This is a genomic window from Lentilactobacillus farraginis DSM 18382 = JCM 14108 (assembly GCF_000583655.1).
Lineage (GTDB): Bacteria > Bacillota > Bacilli > Lactobacillales > Lactobacillaceae > Lentilactobacillus > Lentilactobacillus farraginis.
Map to the genome: position 1 here is coordinate 1 of NZ_BAKI01000051.1, position 15847 is coordinate 15847.

The window sequence follows — 15847 nt, forward strand, 5'->3', positions numbered from 1 at the left end:
TGAGTTAGATTATCTTATGCGGCGCCTGGACAGCTTATCTGATTTTACGTTTGCGGGTTCTTTAACCGGTGTTGAGGGATTGTCAACGATGATTGGCGATAACTACGACCAGGTTGAGGCCGACTTTTGCGATTATTTGAATCTTCAGGTGCCGGAGATGTATTGGCATACACAACGGGAGCGGTTTACCGAATATTGTCATGTCTTAACAATGATTGCTCAAATGCTTGGAAAACTCGGAAAGAATCTTTTAACGATGAGTCAAACTCAGGTTGGCGAATTTCGGGAAGCCTACGCACCTGGTAGACAGGGGTCAACCGTCATTCCGACGTTCGCGAACCGTACATGTGTGAAGCAATTGTTAATTTGGCAACGGTTATTCGAAACGAAATGCCGTTGATGTATGATACGATGCAGGTTAGTGGCGAAAAGGATACCGCTGTTTGGCGGGATATTTATATTGTCCTGCCTGAGATCACCATGTATCTGTCCGGACAATTGAACTACGCGACCACCGTTTTGAAAACCGGTCAGTTTGATTCAAAGCGAATGGCTGAGAATTTTATTTTAGGCGATGGCACGATGTATTCCGGTGCCTTGATGATGGCGTTGGCAAAAAAGGGGCTTGGCAGACAAGATGCCCACGAATTATTGGTTCGCTTGCGGGTTAAGGCGGATAAAGAAGATAAGTTGCTGAAGGATTTATTTTATACCGATGAAACGATTGCCAAATATCTGAGCCGCCAAGACTTGGACAAAGTAATGTCACCGGAAGCCGGTGTTCCGCACGCAGTCGAAAAGACGGATAAAATTTTGAATTTGTATCGGAAACGACATCCATTAAATGAAAAGGGAGTAATCAATAATGGCACAAACAATTGACGATGCCAAGTATTTATGGCAGAAAAAATTAGATAATGGTCACGTTCGAATTGGGTTTAACGATATTGCTCGCCAGGAAATAGGTGAGATTTCATTTGCGACATTCCCGGATGGTCTGGCTGAGGTTAAATTGGGTGACGTTGTTCTATCGATTGAAGGCGCCAAAGCTGTATCTGAAGTTCATACGCCCTTGGCAGGGAAAGTTGCCAAAGTAAATCTTGCGCTTAAAGATCATCCGGAATATTTGGAAAGCCCGGATGAGGAGAAGAATTGGATCATCGAGTTGTTTTAAAATAGAACGTCTTTAGAAAATTTAAAAGGTCGATGCGGATTTGGGCATCGACCTTTTTGTAACATAAACCATTGCCAATTGGCATATAAACGAAGGTAATTCTGTAATAATTAAGCTTGTAAGGCTTGATGGTAAGCCTGATAGGTCACATCATCGAAACAAACCATTGTAACGTCAAGCGGCGCGTCAAAGGTTGTAATGGCAGTTGTCGCAATTTCAGCTGCCCGATTAAGTGGGAAATCATAAATGCCGGTACTGATTGAAGGAAAGGCAACGGACTTGCACTGATGGGCAACTGCCTGCTTTAAACTATTAATATAGGAGTTGCGCAGCAATTGGTCTTCGTTTCGCTGACCACCGCGCCAAACGGGTCCGGGTGTGTGAATAATGTATTTGGCGGGTAGGTTGAATCCCGGTGTCGTTTTAGCTTCGCCGGTTGGACAGCCGGTTAATTTTCGGCAGGCCGCATCCAGTTGTGGGCCGGCTGCTCGATGAATAGCACCATCAACACCACCGCCACCGGCAAGCGCCTGGTTGGCGGCATTGACGATTGCGTCAGTGCTGATTTTTGTAATGTCTCCTTTGATAACGTTAAAATTAGCCATGCCAATTCTCCTTTCTGGTTGCTGAGTTTACATTGGTAATTATAGCGTTCCTGTAAAGTTGATTAAAGCGATCCGGCTTGGCTCAAAGCTGGGCCGCTTTTAAGACTGTCTCCCGCTCGAAGTAAGGTCATGGTCTCCGAGTTGAAATTCTTATTTCTTTTTGGAATATTTTTGTTATAATTAGAATACGCAAAGAGCTGAAAGGCCGTTATTGATGGATTTTACGTAATCAGTCACATTTATTTTTAATTGATTATGGGTCGTTTCTATGTATGCCGGTGTCTTTAGCGAATATGACCAATACGCCACTGATAAGGAGGGGTTTCCGTGGGTAAGCCAGTAAACCAATCGTCAATTGAAAAAGCAGTCGAGACGGCACTGAAAACGGTTATTGATCCCGAATTGGGCGTTGATTTGGTCAATTTGGGCTTGATTTATAATATTCAAGTTGCCGATACCCACTGCATCGTTACAATGACGCTGACCACAATGGGCTGTCCACTGGGGAATCTGTTATCAGATCAGATCAAAGCGGCAGTAACGGCAGTTAACGGCGTTACTACCTGCAGAATTCACCTTGTTTGGGATCCGGTTTGGGATATCCACAAAATGAGCAGGTTCGCAAAAGTGGCGTTGGGAATACACGAGTAACAGGGTCTGGAATAGAATGGATTGATAATAATGGATATTAAAAAATTTGTGGATCGAAGAAAAGCTTTGAAGCTATCACAAATGAAGCTTTGCAAGGGTATTTGTACTCAGGCGACTTTGAGTAAATTTGAACGAAACGGTCGGGTGCCGTCACTATCGATTTTGAACCGGCTTTGTGCCCGAATGGGGATTACCGTTGACGAGCTTAATGAAGATCCGGCTTCGTCCATTGCGGCGATCAGAAAACGCTTGAATATCATTGAGAGAGACTTAATGATGGAAAAGTATCTGAAGGTTCAAGCAGCCCTTAAAGAAATTGATGAGGCCCAGATCACGGGAATCCCGCTGCGAATGCAGTTTTTTTACTTGCGGGGCATGCTGAATGCGGTAACCAATAAAAAGCCGGATGAGGTCTTATTTGACTTTTCTCAAATTCTGGATGAACTGGATGAAAAGCATCAAACGATTTTTACGCAACTTGCCTATGTTGGTTCGGGGATTACATACACACGAATTAATCAGCCGGCTCGTGCGGATTTCTTTTTTAAGAAGGCCCATGATTTTATCAGAGCTTCCTTGAAAGAGACGTTGGTTAATGAAGAATACGCGGATTATCTGCGGCTTCTAACCTTGATTTTTTATACGGCCAACTATTATGCCAACAAGGGAAATCTTAACTTGAGCGATCAATTGATTGATTCGGGGGTTGCACTTTGTTCTCAAAACCATGTGACGTATTATTTGCCCCGGTTAAAATTTTTGGCTGCTGAAAACGCCGTTCAGGAAAAGGCAGACAGAAGCGATATTCAACGGTTGCTCAGCGAGGCGTTGGCCTTTGCCAGACTGAATCATAATCAGGTAATTGAGCTGCGGGTAGCTGCGTTAAAAAAGGGTTACGTCAGTCGCGTTTAGCTTGGTTGAGCTTAACATCTTGAAATTAAATCGGCTCAGACACACCGTTTTGACTCGGGTGTCTGGGCCGATTATTATTTTAAAATTCGATTAGGTGGTGGTGGACGGCATATCGAACCAGTTCAGGCCGTGAATGAAGGGATAGTTTGTGCATAATACTGGCTTTGTGCGCCTCGACTGTTTTGGTTGAAATAAACAGCCGGTTGGCAATTTCCTTATTCGTATAGCCCATTGCCATTAAAGGGAAAACTTCTCGTTCCCGCTTTGATAGGCTGCGATATCCTTGAAGGTGGGCATCAATTCCGTCTGCTTCGATTTGCTTAATATCGGATTTAGTCAAGGTGATGTTTTGATCTATGTAACGTTTATCAGCCGCCAAGGCGTTAAGCCCCCTGACTAATTCGCTATCCGGTGAGCTTTTCAAAATATAGGACATCGCACCGTTATGGATTGCTTTATTGATGTATTCTTGTTCTTCGTGCATGGAAAGAATCAATATTTTAACTTTTGGAAACCGTTCGTGAATCCGTTGAGTAGTTACCAGTCCACTTTCTCCCGGCGGCATGCTGAGATCCATTACCAACAGATCAATATTGCCACTTTCAACTTGGGCATAGGCATCGGTGCCGTTTGCCGCTTCAGCGACTACTTTAAAATCCGGTTGCCCGTTAATCAAATAGGCGAGGCCCTGGCGAACAACCGCGTGATCATCTGCAATTAAAACTTTTAGCATAAGCATTTACCTCGCTACGAAAATTCAACCGGGAACTTGGCAGTTACCGTGGTACCGTTTCCCGGTTCGGATTTAATTTCAAAAGTACCATTTAGGGCTTTGACCCGTTCATTCATATTCATCAGTCCCAGCGAGCGACCGTTAAAGCGCTGATGTTTCGGGACGTTGAAGCCAATGCCGTCATCAATAATTTCCAGCAGCATGTAGTGGTCATGTGTTACCAAAAGGACGTTGATTTCATGGGCTTGAGCATGTTTTAAGGCATTATTGATGGACTCCTGACCAATTCGATACAGAACACTTTGAACATCCGTACTCAGGTGAGATGTATCAGCATCGCCAATGACCGAAATGGCAGTCCCGGAATTTTCGGCAAGCCGTTTGGCTAAGACCCGCAAAGCTGCTAACAGGCCAAAGTTGTCCAGAACAGAGGGCCTAATATCCAGCGCCATGCCCTTAACTTCTGATAAGGTATCGGCTAACTGGTGTTCAATTTCGTTGGCTAATTGGGCCGTCTGGTCGGACGAAAGCGTCCCTTCACTTAACCGACGAACACCCATAATTGCTGAATAGACGCCTTGCGCGATACTGTCATGAAGGTCTTGGGAAATTCGTTTTCGTTCTGCTTCATGGGCTCGGTTAACATAGCGGGTGAGCTGCCGCTGCTTAGCCATCTGATCCATTCGTTTGACAACACCGCGACTCTTAAGTGTCAGTGAGAAGACGTGCTCCTGTTTGTCGATAAGATGATAAACCATAAAATATCTAAGCGAATTTGAAGATTCAGGTGTCAGATTAAGTGGAATTGAAATTTCACGCATGTGGTTTTTAATAACACAGCTAAAACAGTTATCGGTTTGTGAGAAGCGCTGTTTAACGGCGGCATCCGCGACTGCCAATAGGTACTGGGGGACGACCTTCAATACCTCACGCAATTCACTGGCTGCCTGGTTACAAACAACTAGTTGATTGTTTGCAAAGATAAATACCGCGTCCGTTGCTTCGTCAAAGTAGCGGGTGATCCAATTCTGGGTTTCCAGCATAGGCGTTAGTCTCCCTTCATGAGAATGTGACGTCACGTTGACAACTATAAAATAATACCATTTAACATTAAATTATAACAGGGTTAAAGCATAATGAAACCTCTCTTTAGTAAAAAAATTATCTTTGGGCTGCTTGCCGACCAACTAATTAATATTCAGTAGGTACTTAAAGGGCAATATGATGGCGGGTCACTCGTGATTGGAAACGTTGGTAAGTGTAACGGTACTGATACTGGTTAGCTGCTCCTTATGTTTAATCATGACCTGCCAGGTTTGCAGTCGGCGGCCGATATGCAACGGTGTTGCGGTAGCGATAATTGTTCCCGAACCAACTGGTTTTAAATGATGGGTGGTAACGTCAACGCCAACAGCGTGTTCATTAGGGTTTAGATTACGGTTGGCACCAAGGGAAGCCGCCGTTTCTGCCATGACGGTATTGACGCCGCCGTGTAAAAAACCATACGGCTGCTTGACGGAATCACTTACTTTAAGTGATATAATAACTTTAGTTTTGGTGACACAGTTGGTTTTAATACCAAGGGTTGTCATTAAATTATGCATGATTGATCACACTCCAAATTGAAAGGATTGAATTATATGACATCAGTTAACTGGAAGCCAGTTAAAGCATATAAAGAAATTATTTTCGAACGGGCGGATAAAATTGCTAAAATTACAATGAATCGGCCGGAGAAAATGAACGCATTTACACCGGTAACAATCCAAGAAATGATTGACGCGTTTAGTATCTGTCGTGATGATAGCACAATCGGCGTTATCATTCTAACGGGAGCCGGCGACAAAGCCTTTTCTTCCGGTGGTGATCAGGGTGTCCGGGGTAACGGCGGCTATGTCGGTCCCGATCACATTGCCAGATTGAATGTTTTGGATCTGCAGCATTTGATTCGAATTATCCCCAAACCCGTCATTGCAATGGTTAAAGGCTGGTCAGTTGGTGGTGGTAATATCTTACAGCTGGTCTGTGATTTGACGATTGCGGCCGATAATGCCAAATTTGGTCAAACCGGTCCCAAGGTCGGCAGTTTTGACGCCGGCTATGGTTCCGGTTACCTTGCCCGGGTAATCGGTCATAAACGGGCTAAAGAAGTCTGGTTCCTAAATCATTTTTACAGTGCTGAAGAAGCTTTTCAGATGAACTGGATCAATAAAGTGGTACCACTGGCAGACGTTGAATCCGTGACGCTTGATTGGTGTCGTGAAATTTTGACTAAGTCGCCGACAGCACTGCGCTTTATCAAAGCAGCGATGAATGCTGATACGGATGGCCTGGCCGGCTTGCAGCAATTGGGTGGGGATGCCACAATGCTGTTTTACACAACTGATGAAGGTAAGGAAGGCCGTGATGCCTTTAATGAAAAACGCAAACCGGACTTCGATCAGTTTCCGAAATTTCCATAAAGAGGTTGAGCAGATTGGATAATTGGATTACAAAACAGGCAGCTCTTTTACCGGACCGGGTAGCAGTTGACGATGGTACCGAAAGGCTGACTTTTTCAGGTTTGGCTGAGCGGTTGAAAAAGTTGGTGGGCCAGTTGAATCGTTCGGGCGCTTTGGCTGGCCGCCGAGTGGCCATCATGACGTCCAACTCACTTCTAGGTTATCAAATGGCGTTGGCGATCCTTGCCAGCGGCCGGACAATTGTCTGGGTTAACTGGCGACTTTCAGACGATGAAATCAATCAGCAGTTAAGTGACAGTCGGCCCAGTGTTTGTTTGGTAGCCGACTCACTGTGGCGTGACAGCTTTGGTGGTAAATTCATCAAATTCAGCCAGGTTTGTCAGCAGGCGGCCCAACCGGAAGAATTGACTTCCCAGTTTCAACAGGAAACCGTTGCCAGCATTATGTATACTTCCGGGACGACCGGCGCACCGAAAGGCGTTATGCAGACGTTTGGTAATCACTTTTCTTCAGCTGTTGCTTCATCGCTTAATCTGGGTATACTGCCGCGTGACGAATGGTTATGCGCGGTGCCGATTTTTCACATCAGTGGTTTTTCAATCATGATGCGGGGGTTGATATATGGAATGACGGTGCGATTGGTTTCGCGATTTGACCCGCAAGTTATTGATACGATCTTGAGAAAAGAACCGGTAACAACCATGTCGGTCGTTCCCTACATGCTCAAAAAGCTGCTGGATTTAAGAGATCAACATGCTGGCGGCTATAATAAGCGGTTTCGCTGTATGCTGCTGGGCGGCGGTCCAATTGATCGGCAGACACTAACCAGATGCCAAAAATACGGTATTCCCGTCGTTCAATCCTATGGGATGACGGAGACCTGTTCGCAGATTGTGGCGCTAAACAATGAAGATGCTGATAAAAAAGTTGGTTCGGTGGGTAAACCGTTGTTCTTGACCCAACTTAAACTGGCCGCTGATAATCACGAAATTTTAATTAAAACACCGGCGTTGACACCAGGATATTTAAACCGACCGGGAGCGTTGGCCAAAAAGAAAACGGCAACTGGTTGGTATCACACCGGCGACGTTGGCCACTTGGATGCAGCCGGCTTTCTTTACGTGGACGGCCGAATCGATGACATGATTATTTCTGGTGGTGAAAATATTTTTCCGGATGAGATCGAAGCAGTTTATGCAACTTATCCGGGGATTGAGGATATTGCGGTGATTGGCGTTTCGGATCCGGAATGGGGCCAGTCCCCGGTTGCCTTTATCGTCAGTTCCAAGCCGCTTTCAGCGTCGGCACTAAGTGACTATGGCCGTCAGCGTCTGGCTCACTATAAGGTACCCCGACGGTTTTATCGACTGGATCGGCTGCCAATGAATGCCGGCGGAAAGATCCAGCGTTTCAAGTTGAAGGAACGATTGAATGAAGGACGTTAATTGTTTGGAATAATTGAATTAAATTGAAAACAGCAGCATAGGCAGTTCATTAACGACTATTCTGCTGTTTTTGTTGCTCGGTTAAGAAAGGGACGAATACACAATCAACACGCAGAATATTTATTTACGAAAAGTAACGTTAACCGCCATCTTCCTGGCACTTTGTATTGTTGGCGCAAATGTTAAGATTATGGGATCGATTGCTCTGGATTCGGCGCCGGCTTTTCTGGGGGCCATTCTGCTTGGCCCAGCTGTTGGCGCATTTTTAGGGGTGTTTGGCCACCTACTATCGGCAATGTTGGCCGGTTTTCCCTTAACCCTACCGGTACATTTGATTATTGGCGTAATGATGGCTGCCTGCATGTTTGTCTTTGGCTTACTTCGACAACGGTTGAAATGGCGCCAAAGCTTGGTAATTATAACGACTGATGTCATTGGCTACTTAATTAATGTACCGCTGGAGCTGGTTTTACTATATCCGCTCTTAAGGCAGGGGATTTTTGCGTTTTTTATGCCGTTAACATTGGCAACCATTTTGAATTTGGTATTATGTGAATTGGTAAATGCATTTTTGCCCCAACAATTAAAACAAAAGCTGACGGCCCTGACGCGTCGTCAACGATAGAGGAGGCAATTCTTTTGAGATACCGTGATTTAACAATTGAACCGTTTGGGGATGCCGGTTCTTTGGTAATTGCCTGCGATGTCAGTGCGGGAATTGGTTCAAAGCCAGCCGATACGGTGACCGTATCACCCGATGTAACGGCCGGCTTCGCGTTACGGGTGCCGTTGATGGAATTATTCTGCTTCGGTGCGCAGCCAATCTCGGTTATTGATACAATCGGCAATGAAATGAAGCCGACCGGTGAATTGATGATTGCTGGTTTGACCCGGGAATTAAAGCGGGCCGGCTTATCGGCAGCGATGCTAAATGGCAGTACTGAAGACAATATGCCGACCACGACAACTTCGATTGGTGTGACCGTTGTTGGTAAGACGACCAGGTCGCTGGTTGGTTTAAATCATCATCAGCCGATGTCTGTTTATCGATTGGGAGAGCCGCTGGTCGGTGATGCTGTTAAACAGCATTTTATTGACTTGTTCTCATACGATATCATTCAAAAGCTGCGGGCGGATTCAGCCGTTATCGATATGCTGCCGGTGGGCTCAAAAGGCATTGCGTTTGAGATTGGTCAGTTGGCGGCAACCCATTATTTAACGATTGAAAATCAGGAGCTGCTAAATTCAGCTTTTATGACACAATCGGCCGGACCGGCAACGGTTGTTTTGATCGGTGTCGACCCGATCAACCGGCAATCATTTGAGCGCCGGTTTCCACAGGTAACGTATCTATTGGATTTAAATTAATTGGGCTGGAGGCAACGCACGATGATTCACGGACTGATTTTGTACGCACAATTTTTTACCCGGCTTCCCATTCCAATTGAAATTAAGAATCCCGGCGCTAAATTTCGTGATAATATTCAGTATTTTACTTTTTTTGGACTACTGTTGGGAATTTTGGAAGCGGGGGTGTTTTTAGGCTATACCTATCTTTTTCCCAAATGGTTTGCCTGGCTGCTTCTTTGGATAACCGACGGCATGATTACGGGTGGCTTTCATTTAGATGCTTTGGCAGACACCGCGGATGGCGTGATGTCGGCTCGAACGTCGGACAAAATGTTTAAAATTATGAAAGACAGCCGCCTTGGTACGATGGGGACATTGGCACTCATATATTTTTACGCGATTATCTTTGGTTTGGGCGGCGTGTTAGCCGGTAGATTTGATCGTTTTCAATTGGCTGGCTTGGTAGTCATCAGTATTATGATGGCTAAAACGGGGATTTCACTTTTGTTCTACAAGATGGTTTATGCGGGAGACGCTCCCGGTTTGGCAACCATTTGGCAGGGAATTAAGGCTTGGCGGATTGTGGTTTCTCAAATTATTTCGATATTTTTAATAGTTTTATTATTGGGATATCAAGGCCTTTTAGGCTATCTAATGGTGGTAATCATTGCAATTGGTTATCGACGATACATGTTGAAATTATTGGGTGGTTTCAGTGGTGACACACTGGGCGGATTTGCGGAAATTGCCCAAGTCGGTTTTCTTTTGATGTACGCAATTATCACCAAATGGCTATAGTTATGGAGGGATCAAAGTGAAACTGTACGTTGCCAGACATGGGCAAACCGATTATAACCGGCAGAAAAAATTCTATGGGGCCGCTGATGTTCCTTTAAACGAGACCGGACTAGCAGATGCAAATCGTTTGGCGGTCAAATACCAGGGGTTGCCATTGGATTTGATTGCAATCAGTGATTTAAAACGAGCTCGTCAAACGGCAAGACTCATTATTAAGCAACACTCTAACAGCCGGCTTCAGCAGTTTGAACAACTTGAAGAACTTCATTTTGGCGCTTGGGAAGGATTGGATGCTGACGAAATCCAACAAAAATATCCGCTGGATTGGCAGCGTTGGTTAGAAGATCCGTTCGGTGTCCCACCTACCAACGGCGAAAACTTTCAGGATTTCAGGGTTCGCGTATTGAGTGCCCTCGAAAAGATACTGGTTGGCTCAGCATCAAATGATGAAGTATTGGTAATCGCCCACTTGGGAGTCTTGCGAGTCATCAACCAATTTTTCTTTCCCGAAACAGCTTTCTGGCAACCTAAGTTTGTTGCTGGAACATATTCAGTTTATGAGGTGGACGGAAATGGCGGGTGTGTTGGGGTGAAGTATGAAGTTTAGAGGATAAACTTTGGGAAAGCGTTTATACGGCTCATTAAATGAAGTATCAGCATAATTCAATAAATACGCAGTTTAGTGAAATACTGGTTAGTCATGCTCAGACTGACCGGTATTTTTTGTTCCATTCAAGTAAAAACGTTTTACTAACACTACTATGTAACTTAAAGCGGGTAAATGCAGTCATTTCAATTGTTTGCCACGAATGTAACATGTTCCGCGTTCCGGAACAAAATACAGGCTGGTTTTATCCATGTCGATAAGGCTCAAAAGACTATGCTTAAGCGTTTTCATAACGTATAGTAAGACTCGTAAAGAAATACTCGAGGATTTCTGGAACATCAAAAAACGAATTCAAAAAGACTAGGAGATAACATCATGAAACGAGACTTTATCGATACAAATACCTATACCCGAGACGAAATTCAATACTTGATTAATTTGGGGATTCAAATTAAGCGCGACATCAAGTTGGGCAACTACCCGCAACTTTTGCCACATCGGACATTGGGAATGATCTTTGAAGAGTCCTCAACCCGAACTCGAGTTTCGTTTGAAACAGCCATGACCCAATTAGGGGGCCACGCACAATATCTTGCACCGGGTCAAATTCATTTAGGCAGTGCCGAAAGCGAATCACTGGGGGACACCGCAATTGTGTTGTCACGATTGGTTGATATCCTAATGGCACGGGTTGCCAAGCATGAAACGGTTCAAAAATTAGCTCAAACGGCAACGGTTCCTGTTCTTAACGGGATGAGTGATTATAACCATCCAACCCAAGAAGTCGGCGACATCATCACAATGGCGGAACATTTACCAGCAGGTAAGAAGCTCAGCGACTGCAAGATTGTTTTCGTTGGGGACGCTACTCAGGTTTGTGTTTCAACCATGTTTATGGCTTCCAAAATGGGCATGAAGTTCGTTCAATTTGGTCCTAAGGGTTATCAGATTAAACCGGAAACTTTGGCAATCGGTCAAAAGAACGCTGAACTTTCAGGTGGTAGTGTTGAGATTACCGAAGATGCCGATGAAGCACTTAAGGATGCTGATTTCATTTACACCGATGTTTGGTACGGCCTGTATGAAGCGCCACTTTCATATGATGAAAGAATGAAGATTTTCTATCCGAAATATCAAGTAAACGATGATTTAATGAGTAAAGCTTCAAGTCACGCCATGTTTATGCACTGCCTGCCAGCCAACCGAGGCGAGGAGGTTACTGACAGCGTGATTGATTCACCAGCTTCAATTGCGTGGGATGAAGCCGAAAACCGGTTGACTGCAATGCGAGCTTTGCTTGTGTACTTAATGGCACCATCAATGAACTACACTGAAAAACAATTGGATGACTTAAATGATCCAAAATTGAAATCAATGATTCTTAACTTGGTCGACAACTCAACTCGTTAATCAGTCGTCTAACAGATTTTAATAAAGGTGGAAGAAATGGAAAAAGAGAAAAAGTTTAGATTATTTGATGCGGTTCTAATGGCGGTCGTAGTGGTTCTGGTGGTTGAATCGGTCGCACCAGCCGCAGCAATCGGGCCTTCGCAATTCTTCTGGTGGGGAGCACTTCTGATTCTCTTCTTCCTGCCATACGGATTAATTTCTGCGGAACTTGGGACGACTTATGACGGTGACGGCGGCATCTATGATTGGGTCAGAAAAGCTTTTGGCAAGCGCTGGGGCGGTCGGGCCGCCTGGCTTTATTGGATTAACTTTCCGATCTGGATGGCCAGTTTAGCGGTTTTGTTTACCGGCGTGATCGGTCAGGTTTCACCATTTCATTTTGGGACATGGACCAATGTTTTGATTCAGTTGGTTTTCATTGGGGTTGTGACGTTAATTTCCTGTTATCCAATCGCGGATAGTAAATGGATTTTGAATTTAGCGGCAATCGCCAAAGTGGTTATCATGTTAAGCTTGGGAATTCTTGGGATTTATGTAGCAATGACCAAAGGGGTTGCCAGCAACTTCACAGTGAAGACAATGCTGCCGCAAATGGACGTTAAAAGCCTTGGTTACATCTCCGTGATTCTGTTTAACTTTTTGGGATTTGAAGTGGTTACCTCGATGGCCAGTGAAATGCCGAATCCAAAGAAACAAATTCCCCAAGCCATTATTTGGGGCGGAATTCTTATCGCGGTTTTCTATGTATTCGCCGCATTTGGAATGGGCGTCGCTATTCCGAGTGATCAATTATCAACATCGAGTGGTTTAATGGAAAGTATCTTGTTACTGATTGGTGGTAACAACTGGTTTGTGGTTTTGATTGCGATTCTGTTTATGTATACATTGGCGGCTAATCTGATTTCGTGGTCCGCCGGTGTAAACTACGTTGCTTCGTATGCTGCTAAGAATCATGATTTGCCGGCAGTTTTCGCGATTGAAAGTAAAAAGAACGAGATGCCGGTTGGCGCTACGATTTTAAACGGTGTGATTGCCGCCATTCTGGTAGTTGTTTCACCGTTGATTCCCAACCAAAATATTTTCTGGGCGTTCTTCTCACTTAACGTGGTTGCCCTGTTGGGATCCTATATCCTAATGTTTCCGGCTTTCAGCAAACTTCGTAAAATTGATCCGGACACTGAACGACCATTTAAAGTTCCCGGTAATAAGCTGATGATTTGGCTAATGACTTGGATTCCGGTTGCCCTTTTGGTAATTACCGTGATTATGTCGCAGTCCCGCTGAACGGCAGTGCTGAAGAAATCAACGGCAAAGGTCCGGTCCTAATTGGAACGATTGTAACGCTGATTCTTGGCGAAATTTGTATTCGGATTGCTGAAAAGCACGGTGATAAAAAGGCCCGTCAAGAAGCGAGCAGTCACCTCAAAGGACACCCCGAACACGCATTAGAAAAATAGTTGACTTTGATTTAAAAGTAAAGGAAGTTAAATAAAATGAAAACTTTACAATCATCACCTAAAAAAGATGGTTTCAGAATGCCCGGCGAATTTGAACATCATAAGGGCGTGTATATTCTTTGGCCAGAGCGCCCGGACAATTGGCGAAACGGTGCCAAACCGGCACAGCATACGTTCGTGAACGTCGCCAAAGCCATTTCGCAATTTGAACACGTAACGGTTGGCGTTTCGGATGAACAGTTTGCCAATGCCCGTCACATGCTGCCGGATGACGTTGAAGTCGTTGAAATTTCCAGCGATGATTCGTGGATTCGTGATTGCGGTCCGACATTTGTGACCAATGAAGCCGGGGATCTTCGCGGTGTCGATTGGACTTTTAATGCGTGGGGCGGTCTAGTTGATGGTTTGTACTTCCCTTGGGATAAGGACGACCGGGTAGCTCAGAAAGTAACCGAATTAGAACATGCCGATCGTTATCGCCTGGATGATTTCATTCTTGAAGGTGGGTCAATTCACGTTGACGGTGAAGGTACTTTAATCACAACTGAAGAATGCCTGCTCTCAAAAGGACGAAATTCACAGTTATCCAAAGAACAGATTGAGAATGTATTAAAAGAATATTTGAACCTGGATAAAGTGATCTGGTTGAAGCGTGGTATTTACAACGATGAAACCAACGGCCACGTTGATAATATTGCCAACTTTGTTAAGCCGGGTGTCGTTGCCCTGGCCTGGACGGACGATAAAAGTGATCCCCAGTATGAAATTTCCAAAGAAGATTATGATATTTTAAGTAACGCGACTGACGCTAAAGGGCGCAAACTTAAAGTTGAAAAACTATATGTGCCAAAGCCCGTTACGATTACGAAAGAAGAAAGCGAAGGCGTGGATGCCGTTGATGGCACCTTGCCACGTCAGGAAGGCGACCGATTGGCTGCCAGCTACGTCAATTACTATACGGCAAATGGCGGAATTGTCTTTCCTGAATTTGGTGATCCAAATGATGTCAAGGCCAAGGAAACATTACAGCGGCTTTACCCGGATCGTAAAATTGTCGGTGTTGCTGCCCGTGAAATCTTATTGGGCGGGGGTAATATCCACTGCATTACCCAACAGGTACCAGCTGGTAGATAGGAGGAATTTGATTTGGCAAAAATAGTTGTTGCGTTGGGCGGAAATGCCATCCTGTCAAAGGATGCTTCTGCCAAAGCCCAGATGAAAGCTGTTAAAGAAACGGCCAAGGAATTAGTTAATTTTATTAAGAATGGCGATCAATTGATTATTACCCATGGAAACGGTCCGCAAGTCGGCAATCTTTTGCTGCAGCAGCTGGCTGCCGACAGTAATGAGAATCCTGCCATGCCCCTTGATACTTGTGGGGCAATGACGCAGGGCGCGATCGGCTATTGGTTCCAAAATGCGATGAAAGAAGAACTGCTGGCAAATGGGATTGATAAAGATGTCATTTCCATTGTGACCCAGACGGTTGTCGACGAAAACGATTCGGCTTTTCAAAACCCCTCAAAGCCAATTGGCCCCTTCTATAAGGCTGATGAAGTTGCCGAATTAAAAGCCCAACACCCTGATTGGGAAATTGTCGAAGATGCCGGCCGGGGTTATCGGCGGGTAGTTCCTTCTCCCAAACCATTAGCTATCAATGAATACCACGCTATTAAGCAGGTTGTCGATGCGGGGATTATTCCGATTGTTTCAGGTGGTGGCGGCATTCCGGTTGTTAAAAAAGGTAACCGATTAATCGGAACCGAAGCGGTGATCGATAAAGACTTCAGTGCTTCCAAGATTGCCCAATTGATTGATGCTGACAAACTCATTATTTTAACATCTGTTGGCGGCGTCTTCTACAACTATGGCAAGCCAAATCAACAAGAACTCAAAGAAGTTGGTGTCGATGAAATTCAGAAGCATATTGATGCTGATGAATTTGCTAAAGGCAGCATGATGCCGAAGGTGAAGGCGGCAGTTGACTTTGTCCGAAATACCGGCAATCCGGCAGTAATCGGTGCTTTGGAAGACGTTCAAAGTATCATTAAGGGCACGGAAGGCACGACTATTGTGAAACAGGCCGTTCGCGTTTAGTAAACATACTTGAATTTAAATTAGGGACCGCGACAAAACAGTTGTCCGGTCCTGTTTTAATATAAGGCAAGGAAACACGTTCTTTTAAGGACGTGATAAATTGCCCTTTTTTGCATTTAAAAAGCAGTTCTAATAATTATAAAATT

The 15847-nt window shown here is 44.7% G+C and carries 17 protein-coding genes and 2 pseudogenes; 15 read left to right on the forward strand and 4 right to left on the reverse strand.

The annotated features are described in order from the left end of the window. The 3 genes and pseudogenes from JCM14108_RS15570 to JCM14108_RS12230 form a co-directional block, all read left to right on the forward strand. Window positions 1-400 (forward strand): annotated as a pseudogene (locus tag JCM14108_RS15570) (lyase family protein); the annotation flags it as partial. After that, entirely contained in the window at window positions 346-882 is a 537-nt protein-coding gene (locus tag JCM14108_RS15575; protein ID WP_237745827.1) for a lyase family protein, read from the forward strand. The pseudogene JCM14108_RS15570 and the gene JCM14108_RS15575, both read left to right, overlap by 55 nt. Then, window positions 866-1174, forward strand: coding sequence for a glycine cleavage system H family protein (locus tag JCM14108_RS12230; RefSeq protein ID WP_035181164.1), 309 nt, complete (start codon window positions 866-868; stop codon window positions 1172-1174). The genes JCM14108_RS15575 and JCM14108_RS12230 overlap by 17 nt, the downstream gene beginning before the upstream one ends. Before the next feature lie 110 nt (window positions 1175-1284). Here JCM14108_RS12230 and JCM14108_RS12235 read toward each other — a convergent pair whose 3' ends face one another. Further along, entirely contained in the window at window positions 1285-1779 is a 495-nt protein-coding gene (locus tag JCM14108_RS12235; RefSeq protein WP_035181167.1) for an O-acetyl-ADP-ribose deacetylase, read from the reverse strand. Between the two features lie 327 nt (window positions 1780-2106). Between JCM14108_RS12235 and JCM14108_RS12240 the strand changes: the two genes are divergently transcribed. Beyond that, window positions 2107-2430, forward strand: a complete 324-nt coding sequence (locus tag JCM14108_RS12240; protein ID WP_035181168.1) for a metal-sulfur cluster assembly factor — start codon at window positions 2107-2109, stop codon at window positions 2428-2430. A gap of 30 nt (window positions 2431-2460) precedes the next feature. After that, entirely contained in the window at window positions 2461-3342 is an 882-nt protein-coding gene (locus tag JCM14108_RS12245; RefSeq protein WP_035181170.1) for a helix-turn-helix domain-containing protein, read from the forward strand. Between the two features lie 79 nt (window positions 3343-3421). Here the strand turns inward: JCM14108_RS12245 and JCM14108_RS12250 are convergent, their stop codons facing one another. The 3 genes from JCM14108_RS12250 to JCM14108_RS12260 all read right to left on the reverse strand — a co-directional run bounded on the left by JCM14108_RS12250 (window position 3422) and on the right by JCM14108_RS12260 (window position 5679). Next, window positions 3422-4075: a response regulator gene (locus JCM14108_RS12250; protein ID WP_035181173.1), complete on the reverse strand. Its 654-nt coding sequence runs from the start codon at window positions 4073-4075 to the stop codon at window positions 3422-3424. 14 nt (window positions 4076-4089) lie between these two features. Then, the gene (locus tag JCM14108_RS12255) at window positions 4090-5118 is read right to left on the reverse strand and encodes a sensor histidine kinase (protein WP_035181175.1); all 1029 of its coding nucleotides are present in this window, start codon (window positions 5116-5118) and stop codon (window positions 4090-4092) included. 189 nt (window positions 5119-5307) lie between these two features. Further along, complete coding sequence (locus JCM14108_RS12260; RefSeq protein ID WP_035181178.1) at window positions 5308-5679, reverse strand: PaaI family thioesterase; 372 nt, start codon at window positions 5677-5679, stop codon at window positions 5308-5310. Between the two features lie 36 nt (window positions 5680-5715). Between JCM14108_RS12260 and menB the strand changes: the two genes are divergently transcribed. The 10 genes and pseudogenes from menB to arcC all read left to right on the forward strand — a co-directional run bounded on the left by menB (window position 5716) and on the right by arcC (window position 15701). After that, complete coding sequence (menB, locus tag JCM14108_RS12265) at window positions 5716-6537, forward strand: 1,4-dihydroxy-2-naphthoyl-CoA synthase (protein ID WP_035181181.1); 822 nt, start codon at window positions 5716-5718, stop codon at window positions 6535-6537. 14 nt (window positions 6538-6551) lie between these two features. Continuing rightward, on the forward strand, window positions 6552-7982 hold the full coding sequence (locus JCM14108_RS12270) for an o-succinylbenzoate--CoA ligase (RefSeq protein ID WP_035181183.1): 1431 nt from the start codon (window positions 6552-6554) through the stop codon (window positions 7980-7982). Window positions 7983-8100: 118 nt separating this feature from the next. Next, entirely contained in the window at window positions 8101-8607 is a 507-nt protein-coding gene (locus JCM14108_RS12275; protein ID WP_035181185.1) for an ECF transporter S component, read from the forward strand. A 14-nt stretch (window positions 8608-8621) separates the two neighbouring features. Further along, on the forward strand, window positions 8622-9350 hold the full coding sequence (locus tag JCM14108_RS12280; protein ID WP_035181186.1) for a hypothetical protein: 729 nt from the start codon (window positions 8622-8624) through the stop codon (window positions 9348-9350). A 21-nt stretch (window positions 9351-9371) separates the two neighbouring features. Continuing rightward, window positions 9372-10130, forward strand: a complete 759-nt coding sequence (locus tag JCM14108_RS12285) for an adenosylcobinamide-GDP ribazoletransferase (RefSeq protein WP_035181187.1) — start codon at window positions 9372-9374, stop codon at window positions 10128-10130. A gap of 16 nt (window positions 10131-10146) precedes the next feature. Beyond that, entirely contained in the window at window positions 10147-10737 is a 591-nt protein-coding gene (locus tag JCM14108_RS12290; protein ID WP_035181189.1) for a histidine phosphatase family protein, read from the forward strand. A 375-nt stretch (window positions 10738-11112) separates the two neighbouring features. Further along, complete coding sequence (gene ptcA / locus JCM14108_RS12295; RefSeq protein WP_035181191.1) at window positions 11113-12147, forward strand: putrescine carbamoyltransferase; 1035 nt, start codon at window positions 11113-11115, stop codon at window positions 12145-12147. 36 nt (window positions 12148-12183) lie between these two features. Continuing rightward, window positions 12184-13604 (forward strand): annotated as a pseudogene (locus tag JCM14108_RS12300) (APC family permease). A 36-nt stretch (window positions 13605-13640) separates the two neighbouring features. Next, window positions 13641-14738 (forward strand): agmatine deiminase, encoded by a 1098-nt coding sequence (gene aguA / locus JCM14108_RS12305; protein ID WP_035181192.1) that lies wholly within the window; start codon window positions 13641-13643, stop codon window positions 14736-14738. A 12-nt stretch (window positions 14739-14750) separates the two neighbouring features. Next, window positions 14751-15701 (forward strand): carbamate kinase, encoded by a 951-nt coding sequence (gene arcC / locus JCM14108_RS12310; RefSeq protein WP_035181194.1) that lies wholly within the window; start codon window positions 14751-14753, stop codon window positions 15699-15701. Window positions 15702-15847: the final 146 nt, after the last annotated feature.

What these genes read in the sequence shown, in the direction of transcription:
- menB (WP_035181181.1), top strand. Translation starts at nt 5,716, where the DNA reads ATGACATCAGTTAACTGGAAGCCAGTTAAAGCATATAAAGAAATTATT.
- JCM14108_RS12255 (WP_035181175.1), bottom strand. Translation starts at nt 5,118, where the DNA reads ATGCTGGAAACCCAGAATTGGATCACCCGCTACTTTGACGAAGCAACG.
- JCM14108_RS12235 (WP_035181167.1), bottom strand. Translation starts at nt 1,779, where the DNA reads ATGGCTAATTTTAACGTTATCAAAGGAGACATTACAAAAATCAGCACT.
- JCM14108_RS12260 (WP_035181178.1), bottom strand. Translation starts at nt 5,679, where the DNA reads ATGCATAATTTAATGACAACCCTTGGTATTAAAACCAACTGTGTCACC.
- JCM14108_RS12285 (WP_035181187.1), top strand. Translation starts at nt 9,372, where the DNA reads ATGATTCACGGACTGATTTTGTACGCACAATTTTTTACCCGGCTTCCC.
- JCM14108_RS12250 (WP_035181173.1), bottom strand. Translation starts at nt 4,075, where the DNA reads ATGCTAAAAGTTTTAATTGCAGATGATCACGCGGTTGTTCGCCAGGGC.
- JCM14108_RS12245 (WP_035181170.1), top strand. Translation starts at nt 2,461, where the DNA reads ATGGATATTAAAAAATTTGTGGATCGAAGAAAAGCTTTGAAGCTATCA.
- ptcA (WP_035181191.1), top strand. Translation starts at nt 11,113, where the DNA reads ATGAAACGAGACTTTATCGATACAAATACCTATACCCGAGACGAAATT.
- JCM14108_RS12230 (WP_035181164.1), top strand. Translation starts at nt 866, where the DNA reads ATGGCACAAACAATTGACGATGCCAAGTATTTATGGCAGAAAAAATTA.
- JCM14108_RS15575 (WP_237745827.1), top strand. Translation starts at nt 346, where the DNA reads ATGTGTGAAGCAATTGTTAATTTGGCAACGGTTATTCGAAACGAAATG.
- aguA (WP_035181192.1), top strand. Translation starts at nt 13,641, where the DNA reads ATGAAAACTTTACAATCATCACCTAAAAAAGATGGTTTCAGAATGCCC.